At 62.5% G+C, this 22,310-nt stretch carries 16 protein-coding genes and 1 tRNA gene; 4 read left to right on the top strand and 13 right to left on the bottom strand.

Features of this window, described 5'->3' with window-relative positions; genetic code table 11:
• Positions 1-4 precede the first annotated feature (4 nt).
• The 3 genes from NKI06_RS14055 to NKI06_RS14045 all read right to left on the bottom strand — a co-directional run bounded on the left by NKI06_RS14055 (position 5) and on the right by NKI06_RS14045 (position 2,373).
• Positions 5-676 (bottom strand): LON peptidase substrate-binding domain-containing protein, encoded by a 672-nt coding sequence (locus NKI06_RS14055; RefSeq protein ID WP_023685086.1) that lies wholly within the window; start codon positions 674-676, stop codon positions 5-7.
• Positions 677-787: 111 nt separating this feature from the next.
• Positions 788-1,795, bottom strand: a complete 1,008-nt coding sequence (gene trxA / locus NKI06_RS14050; protein WP_352985824.1) for a thioredoxin — start codon at positions 1,793-1,795, stop codon at positions 788-790.
• An 80-nt stretch (positions 1,796-1,875) separates the two neighbouring features.
• Positions 1,876-2,373, bottom strand: a complete 498-nt coding sequence (locus tag NKI06_RS14045; protein WP_352985822.1) for a prolyl-tRNA synthetase associated domain-containing protein — start codon at positions 2,371-2,373, stop codon at positions 1,876-1,878.
• A gap of 216 nt (positions 2,374-2,589) precedes the next feature.
• Between NKI06_RS14045 and NKI06_RS14040 the strand changes: the two genes are divergently transcribed.
• A tRNA-Gly gene (locus NKI06_RS14040) sits at positions 2,590-2,664 on the top strand.
• A 323-nt stretch (positions 2,665-2,987) separates the two neighbouring features.
• Entirely contained in the window at positions 2,988-5,015 is a 2,028-nt protein-coding gene (locus NKI06_RS14035; RefSeq protein ID WP_352985820.1) for an SAM-dependent methyltransferase, read from the top strand.
• A 20-nt stretch (positions 5,016-5,035) separates the two neighbouring features.
• Here the strand turns inward: NKI06_RS14035 and NKI06_RS14030 are convergent, their stop codons facing one another.
• The gene (locus tag NKI06_RS14030) at positions 5,036-5,716 is read right to left on the bottom strand and encodes a redoxin domain-containing protein (protein ID WP_352985819.1); all 681 of its coding nucleotides are present in this window, start codon (positions 5,714-5,716) and stop codon (positions 5,036-5,038) included.
• Between the two features lie 19 nt (positions 5,717-5,735).
• The gene (locus NKI06_RS14025; protein WP_352985817.1) at positions 5,736-9,020 is read right to left on the bottom strand and encodes an adenylate/guanylate cyclase domain-containing protein; all 3,285 of its coding nucleotides are present in this window, start codon (positions 9,018-9,020) and stop codon (positions 5,736-5,738) included.
• 290 nt (positions 9,021-9,310) lie between these two features.
• Between NKI06_RS14025 and NKI06_RS14020 the strand changes: the two genes are divergently transcribed.
• Entirely contained in the window at positions 9,311-11,074 is a 1,764-nt protein-coding gene (locus tag NKI06_RS14020) for an adenylate/guanylate cyclase domain-containing protein (RefSeq protein ID WP_023745924.1), read from the top strand.
• A 20-nt stretch (positions 11,075-11,094) separates the two neighbouring features.
• On the opposite strand, the gene NKI06_RS14015 is transcribed toward NKI06_RS14020, so the two are convergent.
• From NKI06_RS14015 to NKI06_RS14005, 3 genes are all read right to left on the bottom strand, one after another.
• The gene (locus NKI06_RS14015; protein WP_031193181.1) at positions 11,095-12,468 is read right to left on the bottom strand and encodes a hypothetical protein; all 1,374 of its coding nucleotides are present in this window, start codon (positions 12,466-12,468) and stop codon (positions 11,095-11,097) included.
• Positions 12,468-12,986, bottom strand: coding sequence for a GNAT family N-acetyltransferase (locus NKI06_RS14010; RefSeq protein WP_023672131.1), 519 nt, complete (start codon positions 12,984-12,986; stop codon positions 12,468-12,470). The genes NKI06_RS14015 and NKI06_RS14010 overlap by 1 nt, the downstream gene beginning before the upstream one ends.
• Positions 12,987-13,122: 136 nt before the next feature.
• Positions 13,123-13,944 carry a hypothetical protein gene (locus NKI06_RS14005; RefSeq protein ID WP_023745922.1) on the bottom strand — a complete coding sequence of 274 codons (822 nt, stop codon included), beginning with the start codon at positions 13,942-13,944 and terminating at the stop codon, positions 13,123-13,125.
• A gap of 301 nt (positions 13,945-14,245) precedes the next feature.
• Here NKI06_RS14005 and NKI06_RS14000 point away from each other — a divergent pair, with 301 nt between their 5' ends.
• On the top strand, positions 14,246-15,661 hold the full coding sequence (locus tag NKI06_RS14000) for an adenylate/guanylate cyclase domain-containing protein (RefSeq protein WP_023685078.1): 1,416 nt from the start codon (positions 14,246-14,248) through the stop codon (positions 15,659-15,661).
• Positions 15,662-15,676: 15 nt separating this feature from the next.
• On the opposite strand, the gene NKI06_RS13995 is transcribed toward NKI06_RS14000, so the two are convergent.
• From NKI06_RS13995 to NKI06_RS13975, 5 genes are all read right to left on the bottom strand, one after another.
• Positions 15,677-16,156 (bottom strand): class I SAM-dependent methyltransferase, encoded by a 480-nt coding sequence (locus NKI06_RS13995; protein WP_352985875.1) that lies wholly within the window; start codon positions 16,154-16,156, stop codon positions 15,677-15,679.
• A 147-nt stretch (positions 16,157-16,303) separates the two neighbouring features.
• Positions 16,304-17,485 (bottom strand): ABC transporter permease, encoded by a 1,182-nt coding sequence (locus NKI06_RS13990; RefSeq protein ID WP_352498837.1) that lies wholly within the window; start codon positions 17,483-17,485, stop codon positions 16,304-16,306.
• Complete coding sequence (locus NKI06_RS13985) at positions 17,482-18,480, bottom strand: ABC transporter permease (RefSeq protein WP_352498838.1); 999 nt, start codon at positions 18,478-18,480, stop codon at positions 17,482-17,484. The genes NKI06_RS13990 and NKI06_RS13985 overlap by 4 nt, the downstream gene beginning before the upstream one ends.
• A 2-nt stretch (positions 18,481-18,482) precedes the next feature.
• Entirely contained in the window at positions 18,483-20,381 is a 1,899-nt protein-coding gene (locus NKI06_RS13980) for an ABC transporter substrate-binding protein (RefSeq protein ID WP_352985814.1), read from the bottom strand.
• Positions 20,378-22,273: an ABC transporter ATP-binding protein gene (locus tag NKI06_RS13975; protein ID WP_023710305.1), complete on the bottom strand. Its 1,896-nt coding sequence runs from the start codon at positions 22,271-22,273 to the stop codon at positions 20,378-20,380. The genes NKI06_RS13980 and NKI06_RS13975 overlap by 4 nt, the downstream gene beginning before the upstream one ends.
• Positions 22,274-22,310: the final 37 nt, after the last annotated feature.

Raw genomic sequence — 22,310 nt, 5'->3', positions numbered from 1 at the left:
GCCCTTATTGCAGGCTGGAGCCAAAGTCCTCATTCTCACGCGCCAGCGCCATTTCGGTGATGGCGATCAGCGTCTCCGCGCGGGCTTTCAGGTCGGGCGCCTCCAGCAGCGCCTGTTTCTCGGCCGGTCCGTAGGGCGCCATCATCGACAGCGCATTGACCAGCATGGTGTTCTCGGCGCGGCTGACGCTTTCCCAATCGGCTTCGAGATCGTTGGCCTGCAGATAAGCGCGAAACGCTTTCAACAGCGCCGGCCGGTCGACCTCGCTTGCCGCCTGGTCTTCGGCAAGATCGGTGAGGAACGGCGCCAGCTTGCATTGCCGGAAAGGCGTCTTCACCGGCAATTCGCTGGTGATGCGGAAACGGCAGACGCCCTGCAGCGAAACCAGATAGCGGCCGTCGCCGCTCTCGGCCATCGAGATGATGCGCCCGGCGCAGCCGACATTGCACAGTTCCGGCTCCCCGTCGGCGCGCAACGCGCCATTGAGGCTGGGCTGGACGATGCCGATCAGCCGCGCGCCGGCGATCGCCTCATCCACCATCTGCAGATAGCGCGGCTCGAAGATGTTGAGCGGCATGCGCCCGCCCGGCAGCAGCAGCGCGCCGGCAAGCGGAAACACCGGAATGGTTGCCGGCAGATCCTTGCCGACCCGGTAAAATGCGTTTCCGACCTGCACCTTCACTCCTCCGACCCGCTTCGGGCGCGATGTTATCGGCCTAATCTGGCGCGGCGGCCGCCGACCGCAAGGCCCGACAGCCACGCCCCGGCAATTTGGCCGGCAAACGGCTCAGGAAAACAGCAGCGACGACAATTTGCGCCGTGCCGCCAGCGTCGCCTCGTCGGTCATGCCCCAGGCCTCGAACAGTTTCAGCAGCTGCGCCCTGGCGCCGTCCTCGTTCCACGTCCGGTCGGCTTTTATAATCGCCAGAAGATTGTCGGCCGCCGCATGGCGCTCGCCCCTGGCGTTCTGGATCATGGCGAGGTCGAAACGCGCCTGGTGGTCACCGGGATTGGCGGCCAGTCGCTGCTCGAATTCAGCTGGATTGCCAAGTGCTGCCGCTTCTGCAGCCAGCGTCATCTTGGCACGCAGCGCGGCAAGTGCCGGCGCATTTTTCTTGGCCTCCGGCGCCGTTGCCAGCAGCGCCTCGGCGCCGTCGCTGTCGCCAGCCTCGAACAGAAGCTCGCCCAGCCCGGCAATCGCCTCGATCGTCTCCGGCGCCTGCGCCAGGATGGCGTCGTAAATGTCGGCTGCGGTCTGCGCATCGCCCGCCGCATGCGCTTCCGCCGCCGCGGCCAGTGCTTCGGCGACCGGCGGCGCGCCATTGCCCTTGCCGCCGACCTTGGTGATGAACTCGGCAATCTGGCTCTCGGGGATGGCGCCCATGAAGCCGTCGACAGGCTGGCCGTCCTTGAAGGCGATGACCGCCGGGATCGATTGGATGCCGAGCTGGCCGGCGATCGAGGGATGATCGTCAATGTTCATCTTGACCAGCCTGACCTTGCCGCCGGCGGCCTTGACCGCCTTTTCCAGAAGCGGGGTGAGCTGCTTGCAGGGCCCGCACCACGGCGCCCAGAAATCGACCAATACCGGCTGTTTGCGCGATTCCTGGATGACGTCGGCGGCGAAAGTGGCGGTCGTGGTGTCCTTGATCAGCTCGCCAGCGGCAGGTGCTGCGCCGGGTGTCGGGCCAAGTGCCGACTTGGCCGGCTCGGCGCCGCCGTACTGCACGGAAGTGGTGTATTGGCCCGAATTGCCGCCGAATTGGCCGCCAAACGGATTGTTGTTGTCGCTCATGTCGTCGCCCTTCCGATCGCGCCCAGCGGAGCAGCGCGACGTCCTTAACTAGAGGTCAGTTTTCGCCATCCATGTGGCGATCAAGCCGAGACTTTCAAGATAGCAGCATCATGTCCGGTTGCCTCGACGAATTTGATGAGGTCCGCGGACGCGATCGACGTCGTCGCCTCATTGGTCAGCGGATGCGCGTTGACTGTCGCATGTGCCATCAAATCCTGGTCGAGCACCACCTTGACCCGTCTTTCGGTGTCGTTGATCAGCCCTAACACGGTGACCGCGCCCGGAATGACACCGAGCAGCTCCATCAGCATCTCCGGCTTGCCGAACGACACCCGGCCGGCGGCGCCGATGATCGTGTGGATCTGCTTCAGGTCGACGACCGCCTCCTCGCCGACGCTGACCAGGAAGAAATTGTCCTTCTTGTCCTTGAGAAACAAGTTTTTCGTGTGCCCGCCCGGTATCTCGCCGCGCAGCGACTGCGAATCGGCGACCGTATAGAGCGGCGGATGGCGCACGGTCGACACTGATATGCCGAGATCGGCAAGAAAGGCGAACAGCTCGGCTTCGGTCTTCGGCATTGGTGGTCTTCCCTTGTGTCGGCGTGCGGCAAAGCCGTTTACGGCCAATGATGCCGCCGAGACAAGACCGTCATGCGGGAAGTCGATGAACACCCGCGTGGCCGACAAGGTTCGGCCAGGCGATTTGGCGCGGCTAAAAAGCCTGTCATTTCCCTGTTGCAATCGCCGCGCTCTTCAGCCATATAGGCCCGGCTTGCGGCCCCGAGGGCCGTGTGAGCGGGTGTAGCTCAGGGGTAGAGCACAACCTTGCCAAGGTTGGGGTCGAGCGTTCGAATCGCTTCACCCGCTCCAGTTTCCTCTAGGGGAATCAAGCGATGAAGAGGCGCCTTTCGGGGCGCCTTTTGCTTTTTCCAGACCGGCGATGTAAGCGCGTTGCGGGACACTTGTTCTCCCTCAGAACCAGGCGCAGGTAAGACGGCGTGGCGCACAATCCCTCGGGTTCAATTTCGGCGAAAGGCGGCACCGCATCTGAAGCGCTTGCTTGGCTGGCGTTGCGGAACGCCGCGTCCGAATGCGGCTCAGGCTCGCGCTTGATCGACCCGCAGCCCCTGCGCGCACTCCCGGCGGGACGCAAGTGGGCGCATGAGATTGCCAAGGTAATCTTCGATGGCCTCATGGCAGGAAGCCTGTCGGTGCCGGCGCAATTGGCTGCCGGATGGGCGAGGTTCGGCAGCGCAACCACCGCGTTGATCATCGAACTCGGCAAGATCTGGGACAATCCCGCAGCGGCTCGCCGCGTCCAGTACCAGCTTGAGCAAATGCTTCTCGAACCCGACGATCTTGCCACGCCGCGCAGGCTGGCGCGAACGCTCGGAATTCGCGTCGACGCTCGCAATCCGACCGCGACCGAACTGCCGGAAGGCATCGATCAGATCTATGCCCGTCTGATGCTGGATGGCCGGATCGAGGCTGTCGTGCAGTTCGGTGCACTCGGGACGGTGACGAGCGATCATTGGATTGAATTGATCCTGGATGTAGTGCCTGCTGAGCGGCTTGCGGGAGGATCGCCTGCACCGCAAAAGGGCGCCGGCGCGACCACGTCAAACACGCCTGCAGCCGAGGTATCGTTTGCCATGGCGGGAAGCGAGCCCGATCAGGACAGCCACTTCGGCAAACTCGCGCAATTGGCCGCACAGGCGCATGACCTGGTTCGGTCGAGCGCTGAACCGTCAGAGCCTGTTACGCCGCGCCGCGCACGGGTCGCGGACAAGCACGACAAGGATCGCACGGCGTTCTGGAACAGCTATTTCGCGACCGAGGATCCCTGGAACTACAGCTCGCTCTATGAGCAGGAAAAATATGAGCGGCAGATCGAGATCCTGCCTGCCGGTCCCATCGGCCGGGCGCTTGAGCTGGCCTGTGCGGAGGGCCATTTCACGCGGCAGCTGGCGCCGCGCGTGGGCCATCTGACCGCAACCGACATCTCCGCCATAGCCATCGAGCGAGCCCGCGCCCGATGCAACAATCAGGCGAATGTCGAGTTCGGCGTACTCGATTTCGCTGCCGACACGCTGCCGGGTGAGATGGATCTGATCTTCTGTTCGGAGGTGCTCTACTATCTGGACGATCTCGCCGAGTTGCGGCGCATCGCCAAGAAATTTGCCGAGGCGTTGGCGCCTGGCGGTAGTTTCATCAGCGCACACGCATTCGTGCTGCGTGACAATGTCGAAAAGACGGGCTTCGACTGGAACACATTCGGTGCCCAGGCGATCTCCGAGACGCTGGCAGCGACCGAAGGCCTGGTGCTCGAGCAATCGATCCAGACCGAGCTCTACCGCATAGACCGCTTCCGCCGCCTATCGCCGGGCGATGTGGCGACGGACCCGGTGATCGATCATGTGCCGATCCGCGCGCCCATCGAAATCGGCGTCGCGCGAAATATCGTCTGGGGTGGGGCGCGAGCCTTGCGCCGCGACGTCGCACGTAACGAGCAGCGCCAGCATATCCCTGTCCTCATGTATCACGGCGTTGCCGATGAAGGTCCGGCCGCGCTCGCTCGCTTTCGGCTCACGCCCGCCGCATTCGCCAGCCAGATGGGATGGCTGCGCGCCAATGGCTTTCACGCCATTGGCTCCGAGCAGCTGGAAGCATCCATCGCCAACCGTCAGCCTTTCGTCGGCCGCCCGGTGCTCATCACTTTCGATGACGGCTTCCAGAACTTCGCCGACCATGCCTGGCCGATCTTGCGCGCCAACGACCTGAACGCGGAAGTGTTCCTGGTGACGGACCTGGTGGGCGAAAGTGCAAAGTGGGACACCGACATCGGTCCGCCGACGCCGCTTATGGGCGCCGGGACGGTGCGACGCCTCGCTGCCGAAGGCGCCTTCTTCGGCAGCCACATGGCGACGCATCGCGCCATAGATGGTCTGTCGAGCGCTGACCTGGCCGCCGAGCTCCTGCGCTCTCGTCTGTTCATCGAACGCTGGACCGGCCGGCCAACCAGGGCGTTCGCGGCCCCCTTCTCCGTCACCGACCGACGGCTTGGCCGGCTGGCTAGGGAGTGCGGCTATCGAGTAGGCTTCGGCCGCAGGCACGGGCCGGCGGACCTCCATAGCGATCTCATCGACCTTCCGCGCATCGAGATTCGCGGCGACCGCTCGCTCGATGACTTTGTCGCCACTGTCGAGGCCGTGCTCGGATAAACGGTGAACTTGTCAGTTCATTATTGGGCGACTTGCGACACGGCTGACATCAGCTCCTTCGGGTTTGGGGCGCCAAACATGTATCGCCCACCCTCCGGGACCTCCGTGAAGCTCCAGCGGACGATCCCCTGCCGGTCCAGCAGGAACTGACCAACCAGTTGTCCGTGTCCCGTGGCCATCATCTGCTCGTCGGCTTCGGTCAGTTCGTAGTGGTCCTTCTTGTCGAGGATTGCGGCGGCTGTCATCGGATCCATGGGACCGGGCAATTCGCCAGGTATGTCGACCCGCATGTCCTGTGCCGCTGCCATCGCGACCTTGTACGGCCAGTTCGTCTCGTTCTCGGTGAATTCGAGATTGGGCAGTCCAAAAGCACGATGTGAAGCGCGTTCCGGGTCCGACGCCGCAAGCAGGTTCGGCATTGGATGGTAGCGGAAATAGAGCCGCGCCCGTTCGATCGGCGTGTTGACCACCGTCAGGCTCTCCACGCCCTTTTCGCGCAGCTCCGGATCGAGACGCGCCTGAGCGGCGATGTGGCGCCGGCAAAACGCACAATGCAGACCTCGAAACAGGCCGACCAGCACCGGTTTTTGCCCGCGAAAGTCGTCAAGCGCAATCTTGCCTTCCTGGGTAATGGCGTCGAGTATCAGGTTCGGCGCCCGGTCGCCCGGTTGAAGCGGTATCAATTCACTAGGCGCGGACATGTCCAACCCCCTATCCCGGCTAGTCGAGAAAAGGCAGCACCACAAGCGCTTCCGGGTCGAGCCCGTGCTGGGCGCATATACCCTGCGCCAGGGAAAAGTTGCGTTCGGCCTCGGCCAGATTGTCGAGGTCGAGATTAAGCGTTGCGAGTCCATCATAGCACGGAAACAGAAGTTGGGGCTCGCCCGTTTCGCGGGCTACCTCCAGTGCTTCGTGGAACAAGCCGATCGCCAGTTCCGGATGGCCGTTGCACTGGTGGATCTGCCCAAGCACGATCAACGGCACTGGCAGGTGCTCGCGCTGGTCGAGCGCCCGGTCAATCTCGATGGCCTTCTCGGCAGCAGGCACGCCCTCCGTTGGACAGCGATCCGTGAAAGTACAACAAGCTACCGCCAGATTGGCGAGGAGGCGCGCCTGGAAACCCAAATCGCCAATACGGCGCGCCACTTCAAGACCGCGCCGACAGACCTCCATCGCCTTCGCCGGATCGATGGTCGTGTAGAGCACCCCGAGATTGGTGTAGCCGCGGCAGGCCGCGCCCAGCAGACCGGCGGCTTCGGCCAATTCAATGCTGCGCTCAACCTCACGCACGGCTTCATGGTTTCGCCCAAGGCGAGCCAGCGCAACAGCCTTGGTATTAAGTGCCTCGGCGGTCACGAGGGTGGCATCATCGGAGACATGTTCCGTTGTCAGAGAGCGTACGCAATCCAGCGCCGCGTCTGCCCATTTTGCCGCAAGAGTGTGATCTCCGCTGCGGAACGCCTGTCGGCCACGTTCTTGCCAGAGATGCGCCTGCTCGATCGGGGCATCCGCTCCATCGAGGAGCGCTGCCGCTTCAGCGTAGCGCGATTCCGCGTCGTCCCGCTTGCCCACGTCCCAAAACAGCCGACCGATCTTGCGCAAAACGCGCGCCGCCGCGACACGATCGGCTGACTCGCGATAGGCCTGCAGCACCGCCTCGTAGTGGCGGTGTGCAATCTCGCGGCGGCCTGCCGGGCCGCTCAAATCGGCAATGCGCTCTGCAATTGCCAGTTTGAGCGGTGTTTGCCCGATCGCGCCCAACGCAGTCAGTGCTCGCTCGTAGAAACGAAGGGCGTCGTCATTGGCGTATATCATGCGAGCGCGATCTCCCGCCGCCTGCAGGTAATGCGCGCCCCTCTCCCGCTCGGCGCTCTGAGCGAAATGATGACCGAGCACGGCCAGATCCTCGAACCGTTCCGGCTTGTCGCCGCACAGTTGCTCCAGGGCGGCACCTACCCGGCGGTGGATGTCGGTCCGGCGTTGCAGGAGCAGATTCTGGTAGATCACGTCCTGCAGCAATGTTTGCGTAAAGCGGTAGCTTTGCGACGAGACCGAGCCTGATCCGGCAACTTCCTCGATGATTTCCGCATCGCAAAGCAGTTCGCAGCCCGCTTCCAGTCGGCCGGGGTCGGCTGCCACGGCTTTCAGAAGCGTGGCATCGAAGCGCGGGCCGATTACCGCGGCTTCCTGGGCCAACCGGCGCACCTCTTGCGGCAGCCGGTCGACGCGAGCAAGCAACATTGCCTGGATCGTGGCGGGGATGCCGGTTGCGACTTCGCCTGCCACGGTCCGCCATTGCTGGCCCTCGCGCACCAATACACCGCGATCGATAAGGCCGCGAACGATCTCCTCCAAGAAAAGCGGGTTGCCGCCCGCGCGCTCGAGGATCTGGTCGAGAAGCCCTCCTGCGGCGTTTACCCAGCTCTCGCCGAAAAGCGCCGCCACCAGGCGGCGTCCGTCATCGCTGTCGAGCGGCGAAAGCCTGAGCGCTGTGTGGCTGACCCGACTTGAGTCGAGTTGGTCGTTGTCCGACGCCGGACGATGCGTGACCAGCAACATCAGCCGCGTGCGTTCCAGTCTGTCCATCACGAAACGCAGTGCCTCGAGCGAGACGGAGTCGGCCCAGTGCAGGTCTTCGACGACAATCAACAGCGGCGACAACGCAAGCCGCCGTTCCATGATTGTGCGGACCGCGTAGAGAATTTGCCGCCGCAGCTGCTCGGGCTCGACATGCTGCAAGGTGGCATCGGGGTCGCCGAGGCCAAGCACATGGTAGAGCAAAGGCATCAGCCGCTTCGCCTCCTCGCCCTGCAGGCCGAGATCGGCAAGCAAGGCTGCGAGCTTGCCCCGCATTTCGTCCCCATTGTCGTTTTGCATCATCCCGGCAGCGCTGCGCACCACTGCACCCAGGGCGCCAAATGATTGTTCACCCAGCGGTGAGCACGTGGCCTGCCGCACGGCGACGTTGCGAAAACGATCCTCGTCGCCGACGCGGGCGACGAACTCCTTCACCAACCGCGACTTCCCGATACCGGCTTCGCCGACGAGGCGGACAAGCTGGGCCGAGCCGCCGCACGCCAAGTCAAGGCTCGCCAGCATTCTGTTGAGCTCCGCATCACGACCTATCATGGGCGCACTGAGGCCGAGCGCCTCGAGCCCGCGCGCTGCACGCGGCGCCGCAAGCGGTGCATCCAGTCGGTGGACGAGCACACTGCCAGCCTTGCCGCGAAAGACGACATCGCCCAGCGACTCGTACGAGAAGGCATGCCGGGTCAGCCTGTGCGTGAGTTCGCCCACCAGCACCTCACCCGGTGCAGCCAGCGATTGCAGGCGTTGCGCCGTATTCACCGTGTCGCCGGTCACCGAATAGGATTTGGCGGTGCCGATGCCCAATCCGCCAGTAACGACCGGACCCGTGTTTATGCCTATGTGGAGCAGCAGCGGCGAGCCGGAGTGGCGGGTGCTTTCACCGAGCCGCGCCGTCCGGGCGATCATGTCGAGAGCGGCTCGAAGCGCACGTTCCGGATCGTCCTCATGCGCGACCGGCGCACCGAACAAGGCGAGCAGAGCGTCGCCGATGAATTTGTCGACGAAACCACCAAAGCCTTGCACGGCCGCCGTCAATTCCTTGAACAGTTCGTTCTGCAGCGCCTGCATGACCTCGGGGTCGAGCTGCTCGCTGAGTGTCGTGAAGCCGCAGAGATCGGCGAACAGCACCGTTACCGTTCGTCGATCGGCGTCGGAGACGGAATGCGGCCCCTCTTCGCTTTCGATGTTCGGCGACGGAGCTCGAGAGGGCTGCGCAATGGTGCGGCTTGGTGTCGGAGCAGGCCGTTCGGCAGCTTTTGCGGACGCACCGACGCTTGCCCCACATTTAGGACAGAATTCGAAATCAGGTGCGCAGGCGTAGCCGCAACTGGCGCATGGCACGGGCTGGCGGCGGCCACACTTCGGACAGAAGGCGTAACCGCCCTCGATCTCGAAACCGCAGCCCGAGCAGTTCATGGACACCTCACCAGAGCATGATGCCGAAGAGTGTGAAGCGGTTTTCGGACGACATCATGCTCTATCTCTTTGACCTTGGGCCATGACGCGTGATCTCGCCACGCTCGTCACGGCCGGGGTATTCACAAGGATGAACCGATAGTCGTCAACCGGCAAGCGGCAGCGCAAATGGGCATCGGTCTGGGTTCGGCGGTGGAGCACTGCCGATACGGGCGGCCGCGTGGCCGTGATTTGCGAAAATTCCCTCGTCCCGCCGTCTTCCTGCTATGATGGAGATGAGGAGGCGACCCATGAGCGAGAACCGTAAGCTGGCCGCAATCCTGGCTGCAGATGTGGTCGGATACAGCCGGCTCGCGAGCGCGGACGAAGATCGTACCTTGGCGCGGTTGCGGGCACTGCGCAGCGACCTGATCGATCCGATCATTGCAGTGCACCACGGGCGGGTTATCAAGCGTACCGGAGATGGGGCACTGGTTGAGTTTCGCAGTGTGGTCGATGCCGTGCGCTGCGCCGTTGAGATTCAAAACGGTATGGTTGAGCGCAATGCCGGCGTACCGCAGGAGCGCCGCATCGAGTTCAGGATCGGCATCCATCTGGGCGATGTGGTCGAAGAGAGCGATGGCGATCTGATGGGTGACGGCGTCAACATCGCCTCGCGTCTGGAGGGCGTTGCGGCGCCCGGCGCCATCTGCCTGTCCGAGGATGCCTATCGCCAGGTCAAGGCCAGGCTTGACCTCTCGGTCAGCGATCTCGGCAGCACACAGCTCAAGAACATCGCCGAGCCGATCCGGGTCTATTCGCTGCAAGTCGGCGCCGGGGCCAAGGCGGCCGCGACCTCGCAAACCGCGACGAGCCCTCCGGCTGCGGCAGCGCCGCCGAAACTGTCGATCGCCGTGCTGCCGTTCGCCAATATGAGCGGTGATGCCGAACAGGACTACTTCGCCGACGGCATCTCCGAAGACATCATCACGGCGCTGTCCAAACTGTCACAGCTCTTCGTCATCGCTCGCAATTCGTCCTTCATCTTCAAGGGCCAGAACGTCCATGTGCAGGATGTCGGCACGAAGCTCGGCGTGCGCTATGTCCTTGAAGGCAGCGTACGCAAGTCGGGGAACAAGGTACGCATCACCGCGCAGCTCATCGATGCAATTTCAGGCGGCCATCTTTGGGCGGAGCGGTTCGATCGCGATCTGACCGACATATTCGCCGTGCAGGATGACGTGACGCAGCACATCGTCGGTGCGCTGGCGCTCAATCTGACCGAGGATGACCGTCTGCGGCTGGCACCCGAACACCAGCGCAACCCGGAGGCGTATGACTGTTTCCTGCGGGGCCGAGAGCTGTGGCACCGGCTGACGAAGGACACGAACGTCGCGGCCCGCGAGCTCTTGCAGCGGGCCATCGAACTGGACCCGAAATTTGCCTCTGCCCACGCTTTCCTAGCCCTCACGTACGGGCTCGATTACCTCAACAGGTGGGGTGCGTCGGACTCGATGGCGCAATCGGAAGAGGCAGCAACGCGAGCGGTAACGCTGGATGACAGCGATCCCTGGGCGCACTGGGCGCTGGCATCGGCCAAGCTTTACACACGGCGGCACGATGAAGCCATCGGCGAGGTCGAGCGCGCGATAGCTCTCAATCCGAACTTCGCCGAAGCGCACGTCGCCCGCGGCGAGGCGCTGTATTATTCGGGTAGATCCGCGGAGGCGCTAGAGAGTTTCGCCCGGGGAAAGACCTTGAATCCATACTTCCCGGATGTGCTTCTGCACTTCCAGGCTTTGGCATCGTTTCAACTGGGAAGGTACGAAGAGGCCGTCGACCTCTTGCTGCAACGGCTGGCTCGCAACGCTGTCACCGACGTCTCGCGTGCGCTTCTGGCCGCATGCTACGGCCATCTGGGCCGTTTGGAGGAGGCCCATGCGGCATGGCAGGACCTGCTTCGCGTTAATCCCGCCTATTCGCTGGAACATCGTCGCAAGGTCTTGCCTTACAAGAACCCTGCCGATTTCGAACTGATGGTCGAGGGGCTCCGCAAGGCCGGCTTGGTGCAATGACGGGCTAAAGCCCGGCCGGATCAGAGGCCTGAGGCCCGGCCGATCTTGCACCATCGGGCGTTTTCGCGAACCGGTTTCAGGTCGTCGGTCGTCTCGGCAAATGTCCGCAACCGGTATTGCCGCAGCAGGTCCGGGAAGAGCGCCCCTTCCGGCAGGCCGGCAAGCTGCTCGCGGACCGAGATCTTTTCATCGATGACCCGCATGCCCCAGGCATTTTCCCGAACCTGCAGCTCGGCGGCCAGATCGCGCTCTTCTGGCGCGTTTTCATCCAGCGCAGCCAGCAGGATCGAGTGGAAAAGCGCGACATAGCCAATCTGTCTCAGGCCGCCCACAACCCGCACGCGCGGCAATATGGCAAGGGCAAGGAACATCAGGAACAAGTCCGGCAAAAGCAGGCCGTCCAGCAGTGCCTGCTGGAGATGCGGCCGCTCGAACGGGATGGAAAGACCATGCGGCCTGTCAGGCTCGATCAGCCGCCCCTTCTCGAGGACGAGCTTGCGCACGCGCTGCTCGCGGATGCCCCAGAAATAGTCCGTGGCATTGGGCAGGAACCTGCCAAATGGGCCCGATGCGGCTTCTTGCAAGGCATGGTCGAGACGCCGGCGCCTTGCGGGCTCGAGGAGCAGCCTGGAAAGAAGGCTGCCTTCATCTTCCAGATGCCGCGACACGACAGTCGCGGCCAGCCTATCATCGATGAAAACCGGCCGAGCCATGCCGGAACGATCCCAATCGGCGACCAGATCCTCGTTGAGTTCTGTCAGCGCATCGGCGGCGGTTGCAAACACCTTGTCCTGGCTGGCAAGCAGCGTGCCCAGCCAGCTTCTGGCATCCGTCTCATTGCCCACCGTTTCGAGCGCGCGCCCGTTGAGGGCGACGGGACCGGCCGCGCAGGCGCTTTTGCGGCACAGTTTGTGGCGCCCCATGCCAAACAAATTGACCTTGTCGTCGCCGACATCGAGCCATCCCGGCCCCTCCCGGCCGGTTGTCTCCATGGTCATGGTCGTTCCCATGAAGCCGAAAAAAGCCGACAGCCTGTTTTCGACCGCGCCGAGCCAGGCAAGCAGCAGGGCATCGAAGGTGATGCGATCCATCAGAAGCAGGCAGTGCAGGCCGGACTGGATAACCGGTCTGTGGTCGAATTCGTCGAGGGCCTTGCCGATCGCTTCAGGCTGCATGATCGCACCGAGGCGCTGCTGCAGGACGTCGCGCAGGATCGAGCGGGCAGCAATCGACGGGGCCGATCCAGGCCTTGCCACCGGCCGCCACAGATGGCGGGCATAATCGGAAACCGGTGCATTCCAGTTCTGCTCGATGTCACGCACGACCTCGGGGCAGAGCAGCGACAGCACGGCCAAAATGTCCACCGGAGGGGCAAGGGCAGGGACGGTGGTCATCAGAACCGCAGCCGGGCCATGCTCAGGAGGTCGTGGTACTGCCCGTCGGTAAAACCGGCCTTCACATGCCGGCCTTCGACCTCGAAGCCATGGCTTGTGTAGAGACGGATGGCCGGTTCGTTGTCGGCATAGACAGTCAACTCGACCCGCTTAAGGGCGCGCCAATTGTCGGCCACGTCAAGCAGCGCGCCTAGGATGGCAGAGCCGATGCCTCTGCCGACAAAACCATCGTCAAGGCCGATATTGATCTCGCCGATATGCGAGCGGCGCGGCGAACCCTGCGCGACCAGGCTGCCATGGCCGACAACCTTGCCGTCCGACTCGGCAACGATCCAGGTGGTTTCCGGGCCGGACTTGGCGATGCGCCGCTCCACCTGCTCCACCATCTCGAATGGCATCCTGAGTGTGCCCCAGCGGAAGCCCGGCATATTGAAGATAGCGCAAAGCGCCTCGGCATCGCTTGGCCGGACGGCCCGGAGCTGCGGCTGGATTTTCTCTAGGGGTGGCGTGCTGGTCATGGCTTTTCCGGCTACAGCAATTCCAGGAAAAGTGTGAGCGGTTTTCCGTCCGGAATTGCGTCAGAACAAAGGACAGAGGCAATATGCCCGGCACGATGCACCGGACGTCACCTGAAAATCCAGCCGTCTCTGCGACCTATGCCGATTGCGCGGCAAAATGCCGGTGGGCGGCGCAGAGTTTGAGGATACCGCTGATGCCGATCCAGCCGAAAAGGGCGAGCCAGCACAATGTCCCGGCCGCCGTCCAGTCGATCCGGTGCACGGCGGCGTCGGTGATGAAGAGGCCAAGAACAGCAAGCAGGCCAACCAGAAACTGCGCCAGGCCGAGCACCAGCAGTTCCTCGCGCGGCGCACTTCTCCAGACGAGATAGGTGCCGCCGGCACCCGCCAGGAAGATGGCGCTGTAGACCTGGGCGTGGAAGGCATCGATCGGCCACGGCCAGAAGCCACCGAATGTCAGGGGAAACAGCAACAGGCCGACGCCGTAGAGCCCGAGGATCGCCATCTCCACCGGTAGGTAGGCGCGCCATGCGGGGTTTAAGATCACGCCTTTTGCAGAAGGGCGGGCCCTTGCCCGCCACAGGAACAGCGCGGATACAGCGGCCGACGCAAGATAGACCAGAAACCATAGCCAGGGGGCTTTGCGCTCGAAGTTGAAATAGCCAAGGTTGATGAACGAAGCCGCCGACACGATGACGGTGAAGATGAAGGCCATGACCAGCACAAGCCTGCCGGGCGACCAGCGATTCCAGACCAGCAGCACCGCCATCACTGCCATTTCGGCGGTGTAGAAGCCGCCGAGGAAGCGGGCATTGAACGGCGTGACGGCCCAGGGCCAGCGCGGCTTGACCAGCGCAGGCGCGAAAAACAGGCCGGCCCCAACGATCAGGACGATGATGACCCCCGCCGAGAAAAGGCGAAGGGCCGCCGGAAATGGCGGGTTGTCGCGTGTCGGCATGGAGAAAACCCCAGAGATGAATGCCCCATGGGCTATCATAGTTTGGAATTCAACAAATGGAAATTGACCTGTCACCAGGCTTGTCCATTCGAATGGCCGTACGGTCCGTTTCGCAGTATGATGGAGCGTTCGGGTCGAAGATCGGTCCGGCCAACACGCCTAGAGCCGGATGATTTCAGGTCTGTCCGACCTGAAATCTGAATCCGCCTCTAAATCAGGAAATAGAGCATGATGTCGTCCGAAAACCGCTTCACACTTTTCGGCATCATGCTCTAGCGGCGCAATTTCCGGAGCCTGCACGATGACCGAAGCTCAGGATCTGTTCTCGCTTCTGCGGCAATCGACCGATGTCGATCCGCAGGCAATCGACGCAATCCGGCAAACCATCGCCGAGGGCAAGGACCGCGAACTTTGCCGCATCAATGCGCTCGCCTTCGCCAGCAAGCATGGCCTCGACGAGGAACGCACCATAAGCGCCTTTCTCCATGCGGCGCGGGTGGGCATCTTCGACATTTCCTGGAATGTTCTGTGCCCCGGCTGTGGCGGCGTGCTCGACACCAACGCCACGCTGAAAACCATGCAGAAGGACGAATACACCTGCGCGCTGTGCTCCCAGGGCTATTCGCCGACCCTCGACGAGATGGTCGAGGTGACATTCACCGTCAGTCCCCGCGTGCGCAGGATTGCCGCCCACAATCCACACGAACTGCCGTTGGTGGAATATTACCGCCAGATCTACTGGGCGTCCGGGGCCGATCTGCCGGACGAGGATCTGGCGGAAAAGATGGAAGCGTTCTCGCTGGAAGATATCGAGCTTGCGCCCGGTGAAAAGGCGGTTCTGCACATCCAGCTTCCGCCCCAATTCATCATCGTCTTCGAGCCGGTCACGCATTCGGCCCAGTTCATCGACGCGAAGGGCGAACCGGCAAAAGAGCGGCGAAACCTCTCTCTGGCCTTCGACCGCGACCATGTCCAGAGCCAGACGCTGGAGATGCAACCCGGCCCATTGCGCATTTCGCTGGAAAACAGGACCGACACGCGCGTGCTGCCGACGGTCTTCATCGCCTGCCCGGTATTGCATGATTTCCTGGGCAAGCGCCGGCCCTTCGTGACCGCCAAGCGCCTGCTCACCAACCAGACGTTCCGGGATCTCTATCGCACGGATACGCTCGACATCAACCAGCGCCTGAAGATCACCAGCCTGACCTTCCTGTTCACCGATCTGCGCGGATCGACCGAGCTTTACGAGCGGGTGGGCGATCTTTCAGCCTTCGATCTCGTGCGCGAGCATTTCCAGGTTCTGCACGAGATCGTCGCGGCGGAGGCAGGCGCGGTTGTGAAGACGATCGGCGATGCGGTGATGGCGACCTTCGCGACGCCTGACCGTGCGATTGCCGCGGCGCTGCGGATGCGCGACGCCATGCGGGCGCTCAATGACAAAAGCGGGCGCGAGGACCTTCTGCTCAAGATCGGTGTTCATGCCGGCCCCTGCATAGCCGTGTCCATGAACGAGCGGCAGGATTATTTCGGCCAGACGGTCAACATTGCTTCGCGGGTCCAGAACCTCGCCAACGCACAGGCGATCTTCGCCACGCGTGCGGTGGTCGACGATAATCTCACCGCCGATCTGTTGCACAGGAACGCGCTGACGCCCGTGCCGCACGAGGTCTCGCTGCGCGGCATCGAGCGGGAGATTGCGGTTTATACGATCCCCTGAAGAGTTCTCTACCGCTCACACGCGCTTGCAGAGGAAATAACGGCCGGCGGGCTCCGAAGTGGGCGCCGGGAGGTGTTGCAGCAGCGGGTGATCGAGCGGCGTGCCACTGACCGCGAAGCCGCCGACGCGAAGCAGGCTCGCAATCAGATCGGGAAGCCAGGTAGCGGTCACTGCATCGCGATCGTCATAGCCGGTGCCAATGTCGGCATGAACAAGGGCGGCTTCGATGCCAATGAACTTGCGGCCCGTCTCGCGTATTTCGCCGAGCACGAGGTTTTCAGCTTCGGGAATTGAGCTAGTGTGCGCGCCAACTTCGCGGTCGAACACCACGATCCGGCGCCCGGGCAGAAGCTCGCGCAGATGGTGGAATGTCCGGCCATTGCCGAGGCCGAGTTCAAGCACAAGCCCCTCCATCTTCGCCACCTCGGGGCAGATTCGATTGAGAATGTCGCGCTGCGCGGTCATCCTGCTGATGAAATTATCGAGGCGACTCATATGCGATTGTGTGTCCTGAACCAGCAGCCCCGATCGAGGCTTGCTGCATATAAAGGCGAACGACGAACCCTGCAATAACGCAACCGGCCGCCGACAAGCGTCATACCGGGTGGAGTGTTCGGCAGGCCGCGCGGTGGAACAGCGATATCACTTGTAGGGGTCTGCGGCGTCCCGCAAGCCGTCGCCGAGGAAGTTGAACGCCATGATGACGAGGATGACCGGCAGCATCGGCAAAAGCAGCCATGGATAGAACGCGATCACGCTGACGCTGCGCGCCTCGGTGAGCAGGATGCCCCAGCTGGTTATCGGCGCCCTCAGGCCGAGCCCGAGGAAGCTCAGCGCCGTTTCGCCCAGGATCATGCCAGGGATGGAGAGCGTCGCCGTCGCGATCAGATGCGACATGAAGCCGGGAATGAGATGCCGCCTGATGATGCGGCTGCTCCCGGCGCCCATCAACTGCGCGGCCAGAACGTAATCCTCCTCGCGCAAGGCCAGAAGCTTTGAACGCACGGCCCGCGCCAGTCCGGTCCAGTCGAGCAGCCCGAGGATGACGGTGATGCCGAAATAGATCAGGATCGGACTCCAGGTTATCGGCATGATCGCCGCCAGGGCCAGCCATAGCGGAATGCTGGGAATCGATTGCAGGACTTCGATTATCCGTTGGACGATCAGGTCGAAGATACCGCCGTGATAGCCGGCCAGCCCGCCGATGACGATGCCGAGCAGGAAGCTGAAACTGATGCCGACGAGGCCGATAGTCAGTGAAATGCGTGCGCCATAGATCATGCGCGAGAGCACGTCGCGCCCCAGCCTGTCGGTGCCGGCCAGAAACAGCTGCCCGTTTTCGGCAGGACAGACAAAATGCCTGTCACCTTCGATCAGGCCCCAGAACCGATAAGTGTCGCCCTGGCAGAAGAAACGGAGCCGCTGAACGTCGTCGTGGTTCTCGATGTAGTTCCGCTTGAGCGTGTCCATATCCAGCGTCATCTGGCGGCCATAGACGAACGGCCCGACGAACTCGCCATTGTGGAACAGGTGCACGTGCTGCGGCGGCGCATAGATGTAGTCCATGTTGCGCGAGTGCAGATTGTAGGGCGCCAGAAACTCGCAGATCAGTATCCCTAAATACAGCACTGCCAGGAATATGCCGGATATAAGCGCAAGCCGGTGTTTGCGGAATTTCCACCACATCAGCCGCAACTGCGATGCCTGAAAGACCTTCGATTGCTCCGGCGTCATCGCCTCGACCGACTGCAGATCGAAGGGCGCGCTGCAAATGTAGTGTTGCAGTGGAGCACCCGGAGCGGGCAGCGGCGAGTCCTGCTTCATTTGGTGCTGCCACCCTGCAAACGAATTCGTGGATCAAGCAGCGCCAGCGCCAGGTCGGAAATCAGCACGCCGATAACCGTCAGGAAGGCGAGGAACATCAGGAATGACCCTGCCAGATACATATCCTGGCTTTGCAGCGCCTTGATCAGCATCGGCCCGGTCGTTTCCAAAGACAGAACGATAGCCGTGATCTCAGCGCCGGAGATGATGGCCGGCAGGATCGAGCCGATGTCGGAAATGAAGAAGTTGAGCGCCATGCGCAGCGGATATTTGACCAGCGCCTTGAACGGATGAAGGCCTTTGGCGCGCGCCGTCACGACATATTGCTTGTGCAGTTCGTCGAGCAGATTGGCGCGCAGCCGCCGGATCATGCTCGCCGTGCCGCCGGTGCCGATGATCAGGACCGGGATCCAGAGATGGGCGAGGATCGACTTCGCCTTGGCCCAGCTCATCGGCTCGCCGAGATATTGCTGGTCCATGAGATGGCCGATGGAGGTGCCGAACCAGATGTTGGCGAAATACATCAGGATCAGCGCCAGCATGAAATTCGGAACGGCAAGGCCGAGAAGGCCGAAGAAAGTAAGGCCGTAGTCGCCCCAGCTGTATTGATGCGTGGCGGAGTACATGCCGATCGGAAAGGCGATGAGCCAGGTGAAGATGATCGTGACGAAGGAAACCAGCACGGTCAGCCACATTCGGTCGCCGACGACGTCGCGAACCGGCAGCTCATATTCGAAGGAATAGCCGAAATCGCCGTGCAGCATCCCGCCCACCCAGTAGAAGTAGCGAATGACCGGCGGCTGGTCGAAACCATATTCCTTGCGCATCATCTGGATGCGGTCGGAATCCACCGCTTCGCCCTGGGCCCGAAGCTCAGCGACATAGCTGTCGAAATAGTCCCCCGGCGGAAGTTCGATGATGGTGAACACCAGCGCCGATATGACCAGCAGCGTTGGAACCATCACGGCGATGCGCCAGACAAGATATCGAAGCACGCTCAGGAGCCTCCAAGCCAGAATGTGTCCGGCATGTAGACACCGAAATAGGAGGTCGGGTCGTAGCCGTAGAGTGCTTTGTCAGGCAGGTTGCGCAGCCGCGAGGATACCAGAATCGGCTGAAGTGTTTCGTTCACCGTACCGATAGAGAACACCTGATCGGTGTAGATCGACAGCATCGAGTTCCAGATTTCGGCGCGCTCGCTGGATTGGGTCGATCCGTTCCAGCGCTTGAGCAAAGCCATCAACTCGACCACTTCAGGAACATCGGGCGCCTCACCCATCTTGCCATGCGACAGATAGTAAGCGCCCCAGAGCGGCCATTGCAGCTGGTCGTCGATGGTGGGGGCCAGCTGGTATGGATTCATGTCGGCGGTCGGCACGCCATTGTCGATGCCCGACGACATCGACATCAGGATCTGGCCGCCAAGCGCGCGGCTGCGGAAGATGTCGCGCTGCGAAGTCCGGATGAACAAAGCGATGCCGATCTTGCGCCAGTGATCGGTGATGAGTTCGAGCGCATCGGTTTCCAGCGTGCTTTCGCCGGCCGTTTCCACGATGATCTGCGCCGGGCGTCCATCGGGAAGTAGCCGCAGGCCGTCATCGTCACGGGCCTGAAGCCCGACCTCGTCAAGCAGGGCATTGGCCTGGTCGGGATCGTGGGCGACCCAGGCTTTCGCGAATTCCGGCCGGTAGAGCGGGCTCTCCGGCAAGACCGTGTCGGCGCTTTCCTGCGCCAATCCGTAGAAGACGGCCATGTTGATCTCGCGCCGGTCCACAGCGAGCGAAAGGGCGCGGCGCACTCGCACGTCACGCAAAAGGCCACGCCACACCGGGTCGGCACAATTCAGATTGGGCATGAGCGCCAGCCGCGAACCCTGTGTGCGTTTCCACAGATGCATCTTCACCGGGTAGCGCTTCTCCGCGTCCTTCAGGAAGGAGTAATCGCTGAAGTCGATTCCCATGCATTGCAGGTCGCTCTCGCCCGCACCGGTCTTGGCGGAGATGATCGCCGACGAGCTGACATTCATGATGATCCGGTCGACATAGGGCAGTTGCCGGCCGTTCTCGTCTGTTCGATGAAAGAACGGGTTGCGCTCGAAGATGAACTGCTCGGCCGGCGGCTTGGTCCGGTTCTGCCAAGGGTCGAGTGTCGGCAGATCCGGGTTCTCCGGGCGATACTGCCGCGACATGCGGATGTGCAGGAGCGTCCATTTTGCGGTCCGGTTCTCCTTCATCAGGCCGGCGAGCCGGAATGGATCCTGATATTTCTTATGGAACTGCTTGAGATAGGCGGCCGGCAAAACAAGCGGTGTCGGCGAAGCAGCGGCGAGTTTGGGCAGGAAGTCGGGATTGGGCGCGTCCCAACTGTAGCGGACTGTCAACGGATCGACGATCTCGAAACGTGGCGGCTTGCCGTCCGCCAGCAGGGCAGGGGCGAGCCCCCCTTGCGAAAGCTCATCGTTCAGCCAGACATCTTCCCAGCAATAACGAAAATCCTCCGGCGTCAGCAGGCTGCCGTCTGACCATTTATGGCCTTCCCGAATCTTGAACGTGAAGACGCGATCGTCCTTCACGTCGAAACTTTCGAGAATGTCGGCCTGAAAGTTAAGCTTCTCGTCATAGCCGACCAGCCGGGAATACCCGTAGATCGTCATCATCCGGATATCTTTCTGGCTGCCGATGATCGTACGCAGCGTGCCGCCATACTGGCCGGGCTGCCGGCCCATCGCGGCGAGGTTCAACGCGCGCGGGCTCTTGGGCAGGCGCTCCGCGAGTGGCGGCAGAGCCCTGGCTTTCAGCTGCGGCTGAAGAAAATCCGGCTCCAGATCGCCGGCACGCGCCATGCCCGGCAGAAATGCCGAAGCCATGAGACCAAGGACAGTGCGGCGGCTGATCAATGGCGTAACTCGCTGACATCGGCCGAACGTCGGGCCAGCACGAGATGGCCGCCGCCGAGATCGAGCGGCGACAGCATATCCTCTTCGCCCTCGTCGCGGAATTGCGGGCCCCATGCGCTGGTGTCGGAAGCCCCGCCGAGCTTCAGCGTCTTGAAATCCATCGGCCGGTCGAGATCGGGGAAGGGGACTGCGGCGAGCAGCGAGCGCGTGTAGGGGTGGATCGGTTTCCTGAGCAGAATTTCGCGCGGTGCAAGCTCGACGATACGCCCGCCGCACATCACCGCGATGCGGTCCGCCATGTAGTCCACCACCGCCAGATTGTGGGATATGAACAGGTAGGTCAGGCCCAGTTCCTTCTGCAGGTCCTTCAGAAGGTTCAGGATCTGCGCCTGCACGGAGACATCGAGCGCCGAAACCGGCTCGTCGCAGATCAGCAGTTCAGGCCCCAGCGCCAAGGCGCGCGCAATGCCGATACGCTGACGCTGCCCGCCGGAGAAGCTGTGGGGATAGCGCTGGATGAAGCGCGGATCGAGCCCGATTGCCTGCATCAGGCTCTTGACCGTGGCTAGCCGGGACGCGGCATTGCCACGTTGATGGATTTCCAGCGGCTCGCTCAAGATGTTTTCCACTGTCATGCGTGGCGAAAGCGACGAGACCGGATCCTGGAAAACCATCTGGAGTTTCGCCCGCAGCAAGCGCAGGGCGTCTCCCTCGGCTTCCAGGACGTCGATCGGTCCGTCGCGGCCGTTGAAGATCACGGAGCCGCCGGTAGGGGTGACGGCCCGCATCAGGATCTTGCTGACGGTGGTTTTGCCGCAGCCGCTTTCGCCAACCAGGCCCAGGCACTCACCTCGCCTGATGTCGAAGCTGACGCCGTCCACGGCGCGAACTGAGGTCTGATGGCTCCCGCCGAACCATCCGGAGTTGCGGATGGTGTAGACCTTTTTCAGATCCCTGACCGACAGCAGAATGTCGTCCGGCCCCTTCGCTTCCGGCGCCGTCTGCTTGCCCAGCAGGGTCCCGACATTCACCGGCACCTCGCGGAGCGCCTTCAGCCTTTCGCCAGGCTTCAGGTCGAAATGCGGGACGGCTGCCATCAGGCCCTTCAGGTAAGGGTGGCCTGGCCGGCGGAATATTGCCTCCACAGGGCCCGCTTCCATGATCTCGCCATGGTACATGACCACCACCTCGTCGGCGACATTGGCAACCACGCCGAGGTCGTGTGTGATCAGCAGCATTGCCATGTTGAGCTTGGTCTGGAGTCCACGAAGCAATTGCAGGATTTGCGCCTGGATGGTGACGTCCAACGCCGTTGTCGGCTCATCGGCGATCAACAGAGCGGGCCGGCAGATAAGCGCCATGGCGATCATGGCGCGTTGCCGCAATCCTCCCGAAAGTTCGAACGGATACATGTCGTAGGCGCGCTTGGGATTGGGAAACCCGACGAGGCCGAGCATTTCCTCGGTCCGTGCCTTGCGCTCCGTCCGGTCCATGTGCGTATGAATCTGCAGGGATTCGCTGACCTGGTTGCCGATCGTGTGCAGCGGCGACAGCGATGTCATCGGCTCCTGAAAGATCTTGCCGATGCGGCTGCCTCTCAACGCCCGGATTTCGGGTCCGTCTCGCGGCATCTGCAGGATATCCTGCGTCGTGCCGGGCTTTTTGGGATCGGAAAACAGGATACGGCCGCGAACATGGGCCGTGTTCGGCAAGATGCCCATCACGGCCTGGCTGAGAACCGATTTTCCGGAACCGGACTCACCGACAAGCGCGGTGACCTTGCCGGGCAGGACGCGAAGATTTGCCCGCCTGACGGCATGCAACGGTCCCCCGACAATGGCAAAAGAGATGCCAACATCCTCGATCCGCAGCAGATCAACGCCTGCATCCATTCCCACACCAGCCCCAATCTGGCGCCTCCCGACCGGC

Origin of the sequence: Mesorhizobium sp. M0772 (assembly GCF_040320135.1) — a bacterium.
GTDB lineage: Bacteria > Pseudomonadota > Alphaproteobacteria > Rhizobiales > Rhizobiaceae > Mesorhizobium.
Note: the sequence above shows the minus strand (reverse complement) of the source record. Positions and strands in the feature narration are given on the sequence as shown.

Coding starts and splice junctions, on each gene's coding strand:
- NKI06_RS13990 (WP_352498837.1), bottom strand. CDS start 17,485: ATGAAGCAGGACTCGCCGCTGCCCGCTCCGGGTGCTCCACTGCAACAC.
- NKI06_RS14045 (WP_352985822.1), bottom strand. CDS start 2,373: ATGCCGAAGACCGAAGCCGAGCTGTTCGCCTTTCTTGCCGATCTCGGC.
- NKI06_RS13995 (WP_352985875.1), bottom strand. CDS start 16,156: ATGAGTCGCCTCGATAATTTCATCAGCAGGATGACCGCGCAGCGCGAC.
- NKI06_RS14030 (WP_352985819.1), bottom strand. CDS start 5,716: ATGTCCGCGCCTAGTGAATTGATACCGCTTCAACCGGGCGACCGGGCG.
- NKI06_RS13975 (WP_023710305.1), bottom strand. CDS start 22,273: ATGGATGCAGGCGTTGATCTGCTGCGGATCGAGGATGTTGGCATCTCT.
- NKI06_RS14020 (WP_023745924.1), top strand. CDS start 9,311: ATGAGCGAGAACCGTAAGCTGGCCGCAATCCTGGCTGCAGATGTGGTC.
- NKI06_RS14025 (WP_352985817.1), bottom strand. CDS start 9,020: ATGAACTGCTCGGGCTGCGGTTTCGAGATCGAGGGCGGTTACGCCTTC.
- trxA (WP_352985824.1), bottom strand. CDS start 1,795: ATGAGCGACAACAACAATCCGTTTGGCGGCCAATTCGGCGGCAATTCG.
- NKI06_RS14035 (WP_352985820.1), top strand. CDS start 2,988: ATGGCAGGAAGCCTGTCGGTGCCGGCGCAATTGGCTGCCGGATGGGCG.
- NKI06_RS14005 (WP_023745922.1), bottom strand. CDS start 13,944: ATGCCGACACGCGACAACCCGCCATTTCCGGCGGCCCTTCGCCTTTTC.
- NKI06_RS14010 (WP_023672131.1), bottom strand. CDS start 12,986: ATGACCAGCACGCCACCCCTAGAGAAAATCCAGCCGCAGCTCCGGGCC.
- NKI06_RS14000 (WP_023685078.1), top strand. CDS start 14,246: ATGACCGAAGCTCAGGATCTGTTCTCGCTTCTGCGGCAATCGACCGAT.
- NKI06_RS14015 (WP_031193181.1), bottom strand. CDS start 12,468: ATGACCACCGTCCCTGCCCTTGCCCCTCCGGTGGACATTTTGGCCGTG.